Genomic DNA, 15003 nt, shown 5'->3' with positions numbered 1-15003 from the left:
CACACGATGAGTACCGCCTCACCCACCGCCGACAGCGGCGACGACGCCCGGGCCACCCCGCCGGACGTCCCCCCGGGACGCCGTTTCGAGCCGGACCTCCGGTCGATGACCCGGATCAACCTGCGCCCGATAGCCTCACCCATGCCGCTCGGCTTCTTCACGATCGCCATCGCGTCCGTGATGACGGGCTGCCTCCAGCTCGGGATCCTCGGCGAGGAGGCGCGTACCGCCGTCGCCCTCACCGTGCTGCCGGCTTTCGTCCTCCAACTCCTGGTCAGTTTCCTGGCCTTCGGTGCCCGTGACGTGATCGCGGCGACCCTGATGGCGGTGTTCGCCGGCAGCTGGCTGCCCTACTCGCTGATCATGCTCAGCGGCGCGGCCGACGGCCTGAAGGTCCTCGGCGTCTTCAACCTGGCACTGCTCTGCTTCGGCGCGCTGATGACCGCCGTGACCGGGCCCAAGCGGGCGCTGTGGCTCGTCCTCGCGGTCTCTTTGCCCCGCTGGGCGGCCACCGGCCTCGCGGGCGTCACCGGCGCCGAATGGCTGACGCGCACGTCCGGGGTGCTCGGCCTGCTGGTGGCGGTCGTCGCGATGTACACGGCGTTCGCCCTGATGCTCGAGGACATGCGCAGCGAGCAGGTCCTGCCCATCGGCCGCAGCGGCCCCGCCCACCTCGCCGTCGAAGGCGACCTCTCCGTCCAGCTCCGCAACCTGGAACGTCAGGCGGGCGTGCGCCGCACCCTCTGAACGCAGCCACCGCCCCCGTCACACCACGACCGCACAGGAGCACCCATGGAACCCCGAGTGACCGACCGGCCCGAGAAGTCCCGGTACGAGATCCTCGCCGACGGCGACGCCGACGGCACCGAGACCGCGGGCTTCGCCGAGTACCACCTCTCGGAGGGCGAGATCGCCTTCATCCACACCGAGATCGACAGCCGGTTCGCCGGCCGGGGCCTGGGCGGGCTGCTCGCCCGCGGGGTCCTCGACGACGCCCGGGCCCGAGGGCTGCGCGTCCTGCCGTACTGCCCCTTCATCCGGGGCTGGATCGGCAAGCACCTCGAATACGCCGACCTTGTGCCCGAGGCGAGGCGCGCCCGCTTCGGCCTGTGAAGCACCCCGCCACAGCCTTCCCCGTCCACACTCCGAGGAGTTCCCCCATGCCCCGACACGCCCGCCCCACCGTCGTCCTCGTCCACGGCGCTTTCGCCGACGCCTCCAGCTTCGCCCGCGTCATCCCCGAACTGACAGCCGCCGGCATGGAAGTGGTGGCCCCGGCCGTGCCCAACCGCAGCCTCGTCGACGACGCCGCGTACATAGCCTCGGTGATCCGCGCCATCGAAGGCCCCGTGATCCTGGTCGGGCACTCCTACGGTGGTGCCGTCATCACCCTCGCCGGCGCGGAGGACAACGTCCGCGCACTGGTGTACCTCGCGGGATACGCACTGCAGGAGGGCGAGAGCCTGGGCGAGCTGCAGGGCCGCTTCCCCGACTCCGGTCTCGCCGACGCGCTCGTTTACACCCCGTTCCCGGTGGCCGGCTCCACCGAGACGGGCACCGACGTCTCGGTGGAGATCGAGAAGTTCCCCGCCCTCTTCGCGGCGGACGTCGACCCCGACCTCGCCGCGGTGCTCGCCGTCTCCCAGCGCCCCCTGGCCGCACGTGCCTTCTCGGAGGCGGCGCCTGTCGCGGCGTGGAGGACCAAGCCCTCGTGGGGCCTGGTCGCCTCCTCCGACCGCACGATCAACCCCGATGTGGAGCGCTACGGGTACGAGCGCGCCGGCATGACCACCGTCGAGGTCGATTCCTCCCATCTGGTCATGCTCGCCCAGCCCAAGGCCGTGGCGGAGCTGATACAGGACGCGGCCCGGTCCACCACCCACTGACCCGATCGTTCTGGTTGGAACGATTAGTCGATATTGTTCGAGCGCTGGTAGCTTCTGATCGCCCCTGAGGACCCTTCGGCGGGCGATCGGAGGAGCTACACCCATGAGGTTCGGCGCGAGGCTCGCGCTCGCCGTCATCGCCCTCGCCGCCCTTGTCACCGCCTGCGGTGTCCCGCAGGACACCGGCACGCAGTCGCACACCGCCGTGGACTGCGGGCCGTACGCCAGGTACGGCGAGCACCCCGGCGCCAAGGTCACCGTCTACGCGGAGAACCGGGACCGGGAGGCCGACCTGTTCGAAGAGACCTGGGCGGACTTCGTGGACTGCACGGGAATCGACGTCCAGTACGAGGGGGACGGCGAGTTCGAGGCTCAGATCCAGCTCCGGGTCGACGGCGGGAGTGCGCCGGATGTGGCGTTCTTCCCTCAGCCCGGGCTCCTGGAACGCTTCGCGCGGGCGGGGAAGCTCAAGCCCGCGAGCGCCGGGGTCGTGGCCCTCGCGAAGGAGGGCTGGTCGGCTGACTGGAACAGCTACGCGACCGTGGACGGCACCCTCTACGGCACACCGCTTGTCGCGAACGTGAAGTCGTTCGTCTGGTACTCGCCGAAGTTCTTCCGCGACAGGGGACTGAGCGTTCCTCGCACCTGGTCCGAGCTGATGGCCGTGACGGAGAAGGTCGCGGCGTCGGGTGTCAAGCCGTGGTGCGCGGGCATCGAGTCCGCCGAGGCGACCGGCTGGCCCGTGACGGACTGGATCGAGGACGTCCTGCTGCGTCAGCAGGGCACGGACGTCTACGACCAGTGGGTCGCCCACAAGATCCCGTTCAACGACCCGCGGGTGATCAAGGCCATGGACACCGTGGGGTCCGTCCTCAAGAACGACCGGTACGCCAACGGCGGTTTCGGTCCGGCCCGTTCGATGGCGTCGATCTCCTTTCAGGAGGCCGGCACACCAATTCTCTCCGGCGACTGTGCGATGCACCGCCAGGCCTCGTTCTATGCCGACATGTGGCCGAAGGGCACCGAAATCGGACCGGACAAGGACGTCTACGCCTTCCTCCTGCCGGGGGCCGACCAGGCCGGCCGCCCTGTACTGGGCGGTGGGGTGTTCACCGCGATGTTCGCCGACCGTCCCGAGGTGCGGGCGTTCCAGGAGTATCTGGCCTCCGCGGACTTCGCGAACGCGCGTATGAAGAAGGGCCCGTTCGTCTCGGCGAACAGGGGAGTGGATCCGGCGAACGCCGCGACCTCGGTCGACAGACTCTCGATCCAGTTGCTCCAGGACCCCGGGACACAGTTCAGGTTCGACGGTTCGGACCTGATGCCCGCGTCGGTCGGCGCCGGGACGTTCTGGAAGGGAGCCGTCGACTGGATCGGCGGCGCGAACACCCGGCAGGTCGCCGACTCCATCGAACGGTCCTGGCCGAGCCACTGATGTCGTTCGACGCCGTCGCCCAGCAGCCCAAGCTGCTGTACCTGCTCCAGGGCGTCGCCGCCTTCGCGGCGGTGGTCTCCCTGATCCTGCTTGCACTGCACCGGGGTCCGGTTCGGAGAAGGGCCGCGGCCCTTCTCCTGCTCGCCCCCGCGCTGCTGCTGCTCACGGTGGGTCTCCTCCTGCCCGGTCTGCGCACCCTGGTGCTGTCGTTCACCGACAGCGGGGGAGACGCGTGGGCCGGCTTCGACAACTACGTGTGGATGATCACCGACCCCCGGGCGCTGGTGGTGCTGCGCAACACCCTGGCGTGGGTGGTGCTCGTGCCGTTGCTGGCGACCTCGGTCGGTCTGCTCTACGCGGCGGCCGTCGTACGGTCGAGGTTCAGAGCGTTCGCGCTGTCCCTCGTCCTGATGCCGATGGCGATCTCCTTCGTCGGCGCGGGTGTCGTCTGGAAGTTCGTCTACGCCTACCGTCCCGCGGAGGCCGGGCAGATCGGGCTGCTGAACCTGCTCGTCGTCGCGTGCGGCGGCGAACCGAGGCAATGGCTCGTGGACTCTCCCTGGAACGTCCTGTTCCTCATCGTGGTGATGGTGTGGACACAGGCGGGCTTCGCGGCGTTCGTGCTGGCCGGCGCGATCAGGGCCGTTCCCGGAGAGCTGACCGAGGCGGCCCGACTCGACGGCGCGTCCCCCCGGCAGATCTTCCGGCGGATCACCATGCCGTCGATCAGGCCCACTCTGCTCGTCGTGGTCCTGGCCCAGGCGATCGGCACCTTCAAGGCCTTCGACATCGTCAAGACCATGACCGGCGGACAGTTCGGCACGGGCGTCATCGCCCACGAGATGTACGACCAGGCCTTCCGCTACGGCGAGACGGGCCGCGGTGCGGCACTCGCCATGCTCCTCTTCGTCCTCGTCACCCCCTTCGTCGCCCACCAGGTCCGGGCACAGCGGAGGGCAGCGTGAACGACGTCCGGGAGCGTCTGGCCTCCCGCACCTTCACGTCGATCGCCGTGGTGATCGCGGTCCTCTGGACGACACCGACCCTCGGCCTGCTGCTCTCCTCGTTCCGCCCCGAGGAGGAGATCAAGACGACAGGCTGGTGGACCGTGTTCGGCACGCCGCACCTCACGCTCGACAACTACGGCGAGGTGCTGTCCGGCGGCGGGAACGGGTCGGGGCGGCTCGCGGAGTACTTCGTCAACTCCGTCGTCATCACGCTTCCCTCGGTGCTTTTCCCGCTCGTGCTGGCGTTCTTCGCGGCGTACGCCCTGGCGTGGATCGACTTCAGAGGGCGGGACGCGCTCGTCGTCGGCATCTTCGCGCTCCAGGTCGTGCCGCTCCAGATGGCGCTCGTCCCCCTCCTGAAACTGTTCTCCCAGGGCTGGCTGTTCCTGCCCGCGTGGAACCTCACCGGTCCCGCGCGTTTCGGCCAGGTCTGGTTCGCCCACACGGTCTTCGCGCTGCCGTTCGCGGTGTTCCTCTTGCACAACTTCCTGGCAGGGCTGCCCCGGGACCTGATCGAGGCCGCCCGCGTCGACGGCGCCTCGCACGGGGCGCTGCTGCTCCGGATCGTGCTGCCCCTGGCCCGCCCGGCCCTGGTCTCCTTCGCCATCATCCAGTTCATCTGGGTGTGGAACGACCTCCTCGTGGCACTGACGCTGTCGGGCGGAACGGCCGAGACCGCGCCGATGACGGTCAGACTGGCGAGCCTGGCCGGGACGTACGGCAACGAGTGGCAGCGGCTCACCGCAGGAGCCTTCGTGACGGCGTTCGTCCCGCTGCTCGTCTTCATCTGCCTCCGGCGGCACTTCGCACAGGGACTGCTCGCCGGATCGGTCAAGGGATGAGCCCCGACCGGCCCGAGGGAGAAGGCATGGCGGTGCCCGGGAGCGCGGCGCTGAGCCGGCCCGGGCTGCGGGGCCGTGAAGCCGAGCTGGAGCGGCTGCGGGCCCTGATCGAGGCGGTGCGCGACGGCGAGGGAGGAGCGATCGCGCTGCTCCTGGGCGAGCCCGGGATCGGGAAGACCGTACTGCTGCAGGAGACCGTCTCGATCGCGCGGGCTCACGGGTTCGTCGTCAGCCATGGACGCGCCGAGGAACTGCACGAGCTGGCACCACTCGCCTCACTGGCCTCCGGCCTCCTGCACGGTGACCCGCCGCTGCTGTCCAGCACGGACTTCGCAGACCTCGCGGGCCATCACGACCAGCGCATCTGGCTCGTCGAACGACTGGCCCAGCTGATCGAGGAACGCTCGGCGGGCACACCCGTACTGATCGCGGTCGACGACGTCCAATGGGCCGACCCGCTGAGCCGGTTCGCCCTGAGTGTCATGCCGGCACGGCTGCTCAGCTCCCCGGTCCTCTGGCTGCTCACCGGCAGGATCGACCCGGAACTGTACGGGCAGGGGCCGCGGACGACGACCCTCCCCCTCCGGCCGCTGTCCGACACGGCCCTGGCCGAGCTGGCACGGGACGTCCTCGGCGGGGACGTGCCGACGCAGGTCGCGGAACTTCTCGACGGGGCGGGAGGCAACCCTTTCCTCGCGGCCGAGATGCTCACGGGCATCGCGGCTTCGGGCGCGGACGCACCGGAGCCGCCGGAGCGGCTGGTCCTCGGTGTACGCGACCGGCTGGCCGACCTCCGGCCGGACACCCTCCACTTCCTGCGGATCGGCTCGGTCCTCGGCCGCGCGTTCTCGCTCGCGGACGCCGCCGCCCTGTGCGGCCGGCCCGCCTCCGGACTCAGCGCCGAAGTGGACGAGGCGATCGCGGCCGCCCTCCTCCACGACGACGGCGAACGACTCCTGTTCCGCCACGACCTGCTCCGCCAAGCGGTGTACGCCGATCTCGCCCCCTCCGTACGCCGGGCGCTCCACCGTGAGGCAGCGAGCCGGCTCGTCGCAGCGGGCCGGAGCTCCACCGACGCGGTCCCGCATCTGCTGAAGAGCGCCGAACCCGGCGACCAGGAGGCGATCGGGCTGCTCGGCACGGCCGCCACGGACGTGATCGCCGTGATGCCCGACCTCGCAGCCGACCTGGCCGTACGCGCCCTGGAACTCGTACCGCCCCATGCACCCATGGCGTTCGACGTGGGAGAACGGGCCATCGTCGCGCTGACCCGCGCGGGCCGGTACACCCAGGCGCGGGATACCGGCGACACGCTGCTCGCCCGGCAGCCGCCCCTGGATGTCTTCGCCCGTCTGCAGTCCGTACTCGGCGACACGCTGTGGCACCTCGACGACATCCACGAGCTGACCCGACGGTCGACGGCAGCACTGGCCGCCGTCACCGACCCGACGATCCGCGCCCGGCTCACCGCCCGGCAGGCCCTCGCCCGGTCCCGCGGGCGCGACCTCGGGGCCGCACGCGAGACCGGCGAACGGGCACTCGCCGAGGCGGAGCGGTCCGGTGACCGGGAGGCCCGTGTCCTCGCGCTGTGGGGCCTCGGCGAGATCGCCCTCAACGCGGGTGACTGCGCGGCCGCCGCCGAACACCACACGGCGCTGAGCGTGTTCGACACGGCCTTCCTGCCCGAGGAGGCCGTCGCCCGGATCCACATGGACGACTTCGACGCCGCACGGCGACTGCTCCGGACGGCGGGCGACGTTCCCCTGCGCCCCGCCATGCTGACCTGGGCCCAGGGAACCCTGAACATGGGGCTCGGCCGGCTCGACGACGCGGACGCCGACCTCGTCACCGCCGAGCGGCTCGAAGCGGACCTCCACCTGCCCGGCAACCTGGTCAACATCCGCGTCAACCGCGGCCTCCTCGCGATGCTGCGCGGCGACCGCGAAGCCGCGCGGGAGCACCTGGACGTCGTGCGGGCGACCGTGGCCGGGCGGCCGAACACGGGCAACCACGCCACGCACCGGTACTTCGAGGCCGTCGTCGCCGACGCCGAAGGCGACCACGCGGCAGCGGCCGAACTGGTCCGCTCCGTGCAGCGTGACCATCACTTCCTCCGGTGGCGGCTCCTTCGCCCCCATGTCGTCCAGGCCGTGCGGATCGCCCTGCGCGGCGGGGAGCGGAACCTGGCCGAGGACCTCGCGGCCCAGGCCGCCGAACACGCCACCCGTAATCCTTCCGTGCCGACCGCACAAGGGACGGCCGCCCACGCGGCCGGCCTGGTGAACGCCGACCACGGACTTCTGGAGCGGGCGGTCCGCATCCTCCTCACCGGCCCCCGGCCGCTGCCCCTCGCCGCCGCATCCGCCGACCTAGGGCGCGCTCTTCTTGCGGCAGGCGACGCCGCTGCGACACCCACCCTGACCAGGGCGCACGACATCTACGCCCAGGCGGGGGCCGACGCCGAGGCAGACCGGGTCCAGGCCGATCTGGAACGGGCCACAAGCCGTACCGGCCGACGCTCCGGAGGCCGCCGGCCGCGCCTCGGCCAGGGCTGGGAAGCGCTCACGGCCTCGGAACGCAAGGTGGCCCGGCTGATCGCCGCGGGTCACACCAACCGGTCGGCCGCGGAGGCCCTCGTCGTCTCCCCACACACGGTCAACACCCATCTGGCGTCGATCTTCCGCAAGCTCTCGGTGCGCTCAAGGGTCCACCTGGCCCGGATCGTGCTCGCGGAGGGCGACGCCGGAACGGCGACCGGCGACTGAGTGACCTCTGCGCCCGCGTGCAAGGTGTGGTGCGCGGCGCGTCAACAGGAGGCGCGGGACCGGTCCTAACGTGACGGGCATACCGCGCCGCTTCGACGCGCGGACCAGCCGACCCGAATCGAGGAAGCATCCCCATGCCGTTCATTACCGTGGGCCAGGAGAACACCAACCCCATCGAGCTGTACTTCGAGGACCAGGGTGCCGGGCAGCCGGTCGTCCTCATCCACGGCTTTCCGCTCGACGGCCACTCCTGGGAGCGCCAGAGCGCCGCGCTGCTCGATGCCGGCTACCGCGTGATCACGTACGACCGCCGCGGTTTCGGGCAGTCCTCCCAGCCGACCATCGGCTACGACTACGACACCTTCGCGGCCGACCTGAACACCGTGCTGGAGACCCTCGACCTGAAGGACGCCGTCCTGGTCGGTTTCTCCATGGGCACCGGAGAAGTTGCCCGCTACGTGTCCACGTACGGCTCCGCCCGCGTCGCCAAGGTCGCCTTCCTGGCCTCCCTGGAGCCCTGCCTGCTCAAGAGCGACGACAACCCGGCCGGCGTCGCCCCGAAGGAGTTCTTCGACGGAATCGTCGCCGCCGTCAAGGCCGACCGCTATGCCTACTACACCGCCTTCTTCAACGACTTCTACAACCTCGACGAGAACCTGGGCACCCGCATCAGCGAGGAAGCGGTCCGCAACAGTTGGAACACCGCGGCCCGCGGCGGCTCCTTCGCCGCGTCCGCCGCGCCGTCGACCTGGTACACCGACTTCCGCGCCGACATCCCGGCCGTCGACGTGCCGGCCCTGATCCTGCACGGCACCGCCGACCGCATCCTTCCGGCCGAGGGCACCGCGCGCCCGTTCCACAAGGCGCTCCCGTCGGCCGACTACGTCGAGATCGAGGGCGCCCCGCACGGCCTGCTGTGGACCCACGCCGATGAGGTCAACACCGCCCTCCTCGCCTTCCTGGCGAAGTGACGCCGCACCGTTGCCCCGCCGGGTGACGCCGGAGCCCCCGGCGTCACCCCGGCCCCCGGTTCCCGGCGCGGGAACCGGCCGAGCTCAGGAGAGCAGACACCCCATGCAGTTCGGCATATTCACCGTCGGGGACGTGACCCCCGACCCCACCAACGGCAGTGCTCCGTCGGAACGCGAACGCATCAAGGCGATGGTCGCCATCGCCCTCAAGGCCGAGGAAGTCGGCCTGGACGTCTTCGCGACAGGCGAGCACCACAACCCGCCGTTCGTCCCGTCGTCGCCGACGACCATGCTCGGCTACATCGCCGCCCGCACCGAGAAGCTGATCCTGTCCACGTCCACGACGCTGATCACCACCAACGACCCGGTGAAGATCGCCGAGGACTACGCGATGCTCCAGCACCTGGCCGACGGCCGGGTCGACCTCATGCTGGGGCGCGGCAACACCGGTCCGGTCTACCCGTGGTTCGGCCAGGACATCCGGCAGGGCATCAACCTCGCCAAGGAGAACTACGCGCTGCTGCGCAGGCTGTGGCGCGAGGACGTCGTGGACTGGGAGGGCACGTTCCGTACGCCGCTCCAGGCCTTCACCTCGACACCCCGGCCGCTGGACGGCGTCCCGCCGTTCGTCTGGCACGGATCCATCAGGTCTCCGGAGATCGCGGAGCAGGCCGCCTTCTACGGCGACGGCTTCTTCCACAACAACATCTTCTGGCCGGCCGACCACACCCGGCGCATGGTGCAGCTCTACCGGCGCCGGTTCGCGCACCACGGCCACGGCCGGCCGGAGGACGCCATCGTCGGCCTGGGAGGACAGGTCTTCATGCGCAAGAACTCCCAGGACGCCGTACGGGAGTTCCGCCCCTACTTCGACAACGCGCCGGTGTACGGCCACGGCCCGTCGCTGGAGGACTTCACCGAGCAGACCCCGCTGACGGTGGGCTCTCCCCAGCAGGTCATCGAGCGGACCCTGTCGTTCCGGGAGAGCGTCGGCGACTACCAGCGCCAGCTGTTCCTGATGGACCACGCGGGCCTGCCTCTGAAGACCGTCCTTGAACAGCTGGACATCCTCGGCGAAGAGGTCGTGCCCGTGCTGCGGAGGGAATTCGCCAAGGGGTGTCCGGCCGACGTACCGGAGGCCCCCACGCACGCTTCCCTTCGAGCCGTCCGGGAGGTGTCCGCCGCGTGAAGCTGATCGTCGTCTCCGCGGGGCTGAGCGCCCCCTCCTCCACCCGCCTGCTCGCGGACCGGCTGGCCGAGGCGGCCCGCGACGAACTCGCCGCCAGGGGGCAGGCGCCGTCGACCGAGGTCGTGGAGCTGCGGGAGCTGGCCGGCGACATCGCCAACCACCTCGTGACCGGCTTTCCGCCGCCGCGACTGAGCGCCGCGATCGACGCGGTGACGGCGGCCGACGGCCTGATCGTGGTGACTCCCGTGTTCGCGGCTTCCTACAGCGGTCTCTTCAAGTCCTTCTTCGACGTGATCGATCCGGACGCCCTTTCCGGGAAGCCGGTCCTGGCCGCGGCGACGGGCGGTACCGCCCGCCACTCCCTGGTCCTCGAGCACGCCGTGCGCCCGCTCTTCGCCTATCTCCGCGCCGTCGTCGTCCCCACCGCCGTGTTCGCGGCATCCGAGGACTGGGGCTCGGCGGGAGACGAGTACACCGACGGCCTTCCCGGCCGCGTCCGCCGGGCGGGCGTCGAGCTCGCCGCTCTCATGGCGGCGCGCCCGGTCGGTGAAGAGCCCGAGGACGACGTCACCGTCCTCGAACGGCAACTCGCCGACCTGCGCTTCGACTGAGACGGGCCCCTGGGCCGGGCGACGGCGGGGCGGTTCATATGGTTCATACTGTTCCGCCGTATGAGCGTGAACCGAGTGACGACAAGGACCGTGCCCGAGGAACCCGAGGGTGTACGGACGCCCTTCCGCGGCAGGGACGCCGAAATGGCGGTCATCGAGGCGCGGCTCGACGCGCTCGACCGGGGTGAAGGCGGGATCATCCGCGTGGAAGGCCCCGTCGGCATCGGCAGGTCCAGGATCCTCGCGGAGGCCGCGGCAGCCGCGAGGCGGCGCGGGACGAAGGTGTTCGAGGGAGCGGCGGACCCCGACGAACAGTTCGTGCCGCTCGGCCCGCTCCTCGACGGTCTGCTCTCCGGCGAGGAACCGCTGGCGGGCGCCGTCCGTCTCAGGGACCTCGCCACGACGCCCGGCCAGCGCTTCTGGCTGCTCCAGGAACTGGGGGACCGCCTGAGGGAGACGGCTCGAAACGGCCCCCTGCTCGTCGTCCTCGACGACCTCCAGTGGTGTGACGACCTGACCCTTCTCACCTTCAACACCCTCGCGGCCGGACTCTCGGCGCACGCCATCCTGTGGCTGGTCGCCGTGCGCGGCGGCAGCGTGCCGTCGGGGGTGCGCACGACCCTGGACAGGATCCGGCAGGCAGGCGCACACGAGCTGGCACTGGGGGCGCTGGACGACCAGGCGACCACACGGATCACGGAGGACGTGCTCGGCGCCGCTCCCGACCCGGACGTCCTCCGCGTCGCCCGCCGCGCCGAAGGAGTCCCACAGCTGCTGGTCGAGCTGCTCGGCTCGCTGCGGGAGGCGGTGACGATCGAGAACGGCACGGCCAGGCTGTCGGCCGGACCCCCCGCCCCACGGGAACTCCCCTCTGTCGCGCGCCGCCTCGACCAGCTGTCCGACGAAGCACGGGAACTGGTGCAGACGGCGGCCGCCGTGGGCGGCCCGGTCACCGTCGCGGTGCTGGCCGAACTGCTCGGCAGGTCCTCGGCGGCGCTCATCACAGCGGTCCGGGAATCCCTCGACGCCGATCTGCTCACCGAAAGCGGCGATCGCCTCGCCTTCCGCCACGACCTGATCCGCGAGGCGGTGGAAGCCGGCCTCCCCCTGCCCCTGCGTCTGGCCGTGCGTGATCAAGCCGCTGAGCTGCCGCCGGGGAGCGCGGCCTCCGCTGTCGAGCATCCCGGGCCGTCGGCCGGGAGAGCACCGGCAGATGCGGCGGAGGCCGACCGGCTGCGCTCCGCCGCGGCGGAGTACGCGGCCACGGCGCCGGGACCCGCTGCGGAACGCAGCCTCATGGCCCTGGAACTCACCTCCGCGGACGCTCCGGAGCGGCCGCGGGTCATCGCCGAGACGATCCCGCTGCTCTGGCAGACGGGCCGGGCCGCCCAGGCGTGTGAACTGGGAGCCACCGCCCTGGCGGCCGGCGGTCTCGGACCCGAGGACGAGGCGCTCATACGCCTGGCCCTGGCACGCCTCGCCGTACAGTTCGACTTCTCCGAGGCGGTCCGGCAGGCCCGAGCCGGGGCGGCACTGCCCGGGATCTCCCTGACCACGAGGGGGCGCCTGCTCGCCATGCTCGCCGTCGGCCTGTCGATGTCGGGCGAACACGCGGCGGCCGAGCAGGTCGCCGCGCAGGCGTGGGACACCGCGGCGGCAGCGGGGGACCGCAACGCCGAGGCCACGCTGACGACGGTCCGCTCGGCCGTGAGCTTCCACCGCATGAACCTGACCGAGGCGTTCCGGCAGGCCGAGAGGGCCGCCGCGCTGGCCGACGCCCTGGGCGTCAGCACCTCGCTGTGGGTGCCGGAGGCCCTGTGGCACGCCCTCCTGTCGAACACCACCGGACGCACCGCGGAGGCGCTCGCCGTCGCGGAGGAGGGCATCCGGATCACCAGGGAGCAGGGCCGGACGGCCGCCACCCGCATGTGGCTCATGACCCGCACCCGCATCTATCTGGAGACCGGACGGCTGTCGGACGCCCGGGCCGACGCGGAAGCCGCGTCCCCGGCGACCGACGAACCCGGCCCGGGCAACCTCGCCGATGTCACGCTCCGGTACGTGATGCTGCGCGTCGCCCTCCACACCGGCGACCGGCAGACTGCGGAGGCGTACGCGGCGCAGGCGAGGCGCATGCGGAGCGACGACGCACCCGTCGTCCGGCACTTCGGCACCTGGATGCTGGCGCTGATGGCCGACTACGAAGGCCGGCCCGACCGCGCCATGGCCGTACTCGACGCGGTGATGACGTCGCCCGCCGCGGACCGGCCCGCCTACGCCGGCCTGATCGACCCGGCCGACGCCCCGGTGCTCGTCCGCCTGGCGCTGCGCGCGGGCAGGCACGAACGGGCCGTGCAGGCGGTCGCCATGGCCGAGAAGCGAGCCGTGCTCAATCCCGACCTCCCGTTCCTCGCCGCCACCGCCGCGCACGCCCGGGGGCTCCTCGACAACGACCTCGCCCCGCTCGTACGCGCCGTCCGGCTGTACGAGGACTGCCCTCGGGTACTGGCCCGGGCGTCGGCGCTGGAGGACGCCGGACGCAAGCTGGCGGCCACCCGCAAGCCGGAAGCGGTCCCGTACTTCGAGACGGCCCTCGCGCTCTATGTGCGAGCGGGCGCCGAGAGGGACGTCGCACGCGTCCGCCGGCGTCTGCGGGCCGCTGGTGTCCGCCGCCGGCCCTCGACGGCCGGACTCTCCGGGGCATGGCCCGAGCTGACGGCCGCGGAGATACGGGTGGTACGGCTCGTGGCACAAGGGCTGACCAACCAGCAGGTGGCCGAGCACCTCTCCCTCTCGCCGCACACGGTGAGTTCGCACCTGCGCCGGGCCTTCACCAAGCTGGACATCACCTCGCGCGTGGAGCTTACCCGGCTGGTGAAGCATCGTGACAGCGGAGAGTAGTCGCTTCGTATCCCCTGTGGGCGTCATGGCAATGGACGATTCGTGTGATGTGCCGACGTCGTCGCTTCCTCAGAATGATCAAGAGCCGCGGAATGGAGAAGTCCGCGGGGAACCATTGGTCGAGAGAGGAACAGCGCATGACCGTAAGGCTCCAGCGAGCCCGCCCCGGCAGCCCCGAGCTCCAGGCGCTTGTCGACGAGCTCGCGGAGCGGCTCGGCCGGTCCGTCGCCGTCGACGACCCGTTGGTCCGCATGGTCTGCACGAGCCGCCACTTCGGCGACGAGGACCCGGTCCGCATCGGCACCCTGTTGCAGGGCCGCGCCGACAACGCGACGATCCGCTACGTCCTCGCCCAGGGCGTGACCCAGTGGCCCCGGGCCGGATTCATCGACGGCCGTGACGATCTCGGACTGCTGCCCCGTTACGTCGTACCCCTGCGCGTGCGCGGGCATCTCCTCGGACTGCTCCTGGTGGTCGTGCCCGAGAAGACGCTCGCAGAGCACGAGACGCGTGCCATCGCCCGGGCCGCGGACGCCATGGCCGCCCAGATGCACGGAGAACACATCGCCACCGACACCCGGAAGGCCGACGAGCGGGACCTCGTCCTCGAACTCGTCGGCACCGACGTCGCCGCCCGTACCGCCGCACGGCGGCGAGGCAGGGAACTCGGACTGCTCGGAGCAGCCGAGCACGTGCTGGTCACCGTCGTCCAGCTGAGCTGCGCGACCGAGCTCGTGCGGCAGTCCGAGGCGGCCCTGTGGGGGGCACTGGAGGGGTTCCGGCAGACGCGCTCGGCCCAGGGCCTCATCGCGATCGGCAAGGAGCGGGCGACAATGCTCCAGCTGCGCGATCGCCCACCCGGCCAGGACGAGGTCACCGCACAGTCCGCTCGCATCCTGGACGAACTCCGCACCTTCCTGGGGCCGTCGGCGGACCCCGTGATCGGCGTCGGCGGCCGGCATCCCAGCCTGGGCGACGCACGGACGTCGTACGAGCAGGCGCTCGTGGCGGCACGCGCGGCACGCCGGCTGCCCACCCTGAAGAGCGCCGGTGACTGGGATCTACTCGGAGAGCTCGCGGTGCTGCTCCAGCTCCCCGAGCACGCCCTGAACGCGTCTTTGGTTCCTAAGCCGCTCCGTACCCTGAGCGACACTCACGGCGGCGACCGCCTGCGGGACACCCTGCGCTGCTTCCTCGAACACGCGGGATCGATTCCCCGGACCGCGGACACGCTGGGAATCCACCGCACCTCGCTCTACTACCGCCTGCGCCAGATTCAGGAGATCACCGGACTCGACCTCGACGACGGCGCCCACCGGCTCACTCTGCACCTCGGCCTCAGGACCGAGGAACTCCTCGCCCCGGGCGGCGACGGGGCCGTCTGACCGCGGACTCG

12 protein-coding genes are annotated in these 15003 nt (G+C 71.2%); all 12 read left to right on the top strand.

The window, feature by feature from the left end; all coding sequences use genetic code 11:
• Positions 1-6: 6 nt before the first annotated feature.
• The 12 genes from OG259_RS04725 (at position 7) to OG259_RS04670 (ending at position 14992) form a co-directional block, all read left to right on the top strand.
• Positions 7-747, top strand: a complete 741-nt coding sequence (locus tag OG259_RS04725) for a GPR1/FUN34/YaaH family transporter (protein ID WP_328941021.1) — start codon at positions 7-9, stop codon at positions 745-747.
• Positions 748-792: 45 nt separating this feature from the next.
• Positions 793-1113, top strand: a complete 321-nt coding sequence (locus tag OG259_RS04720) for a GNAT family N-acetyltransferase (RefSeq protein WP_055640692.1) — start codon at positions 793-795, stop codon at positions 1111-1113.
• A 47-nt stretch (positions 1114-1160) separates the two neighbouring features.
• On the top strand, positions 1161-1886 hold the full coding sequence (locus OG259_RS04715) for an alpha/beta fold hydrolase (protein ID WP_328941020.1): 726 nt from the start codon (positions 1161-1163) through the stop codon (positions 1884-1886).
• Between the two features lie 103 nt (positions 1887-1989).
• The gene (locus tag OG259_RS04710) at positions 1990-3321 is read left to right on the top strand and encodes an ABC transporter substrate-binding protein (RefSeq protein WP_328941019.1); all 1332 of its coding nucleotides are present in this window, start codon (positions 1990-1992) and stop codon (positions 3319-3321) included.
• Positions 3321-4286 (top strand): carbohydrate ABC transporter permease, encoded by a 966-nt coding sequence (locus OG259_RS04705; protein ID WP_328941018.1) that lies wholly within the window; start codon positions 3321-3323, stop codon positions 4284-4286. Before OG259_RS04710 ends, OG259_RS04705 begins: the two co-directional genes overlap by 1 nt.
• Positions 4283-5170: a carbohydrate ABC transporter permease gene (locus tag OG259_RS04700; protein ID WP_328941017.1), complete on the top strand. Its 888-nt coding sequence runs from the start codon at positions 4283-4285 to the stop codon at positions 5168-5170. Before OG259_RS04705 ends, OG259_RS04700 begins: the two co-directional genes overlap by 4 nt.
• 26 nt (positions 5171-5196) lie before the next feature.
• Positions 5197-7935 (top strand): ATP-binding protein, encoded by a 2739-nt coding sequence (locus tag OG259_RS04695; protein WP_443051913.1) that lies wholly within the window; start codon positions 5197-5199, stop codon positions 7933-7935.
• A 134-nt stretch (positions 7936-8069) separates the two neighbouring features.
• Positions 8070-8906, top strand: coding sequence for an alpha/beta fold hydrolase (locus OG259_RS04690; RefSeq protein WP_141299897.1), 837 nt, complete (start codon positions 8070-8072; stop codon positions 8904-8906).
• 103 nt (positions 8907-9009) lie between these two features.
• On the top strand, positions 9010-10095 hold the full coding sequence (locus OG259_RS04685) for an LLM class flavin-dependent oxidoreductase (RefSeq protein WP_328941015.1): 1086 nt from the start codon (positions 9010-9012) through the stop codon (positions 10093-10095).
• Positions 10092-10706, top strand: coding sequence for an FMN reductase (locus OG259_RS04680; protein ID WP_328941014.1), 615 nt, complete (start codon positions 10092-10094; stop codon positions 10704-10706). Before OG259_RS04685 ends, OG259_RS04680 begins: the two co-directional genes overlap by 4 nt.
• Positions 10707-10766: 60 nt before the next feature.
• Complete coding sequence (locus OG259_RS04675; RefSeq protein WP_328941013.1) at positions 10767-13607, top strand: helix-turn-helix transcriptional regulator; 2841 nt, start codon at positions 10767-10769, stop codon at positions 13605-13607.
• 137 nt (positions 13608-13744) lie between these two features.
• Positions 13745-14992, top strand: a complete 1248-nt coding sequence (locus OG259_RS04670; protein WP_328941012.1) for a PucR family transcriptional regulator — start codon at positions 13745-13747, stop codon at positions 14990-14992.
• The last annotated feature ends 11 nt before the right edge of the window (positions 14993-15003 follow it).

Source organism: Streptomyces sp. NBC_00250 (assembly GCF_036192275.1).
Classification (GTDB): domain Bacteria; phylum Actinomycetota; class Actinomycetes; order Streptomycetales; family Streptomycetaceae; genus Streptomyces.
Note: the sequence above shows the minus strand (reverse complement) of the source record. Positions and strands in the feature narration are given on the sequence as shown.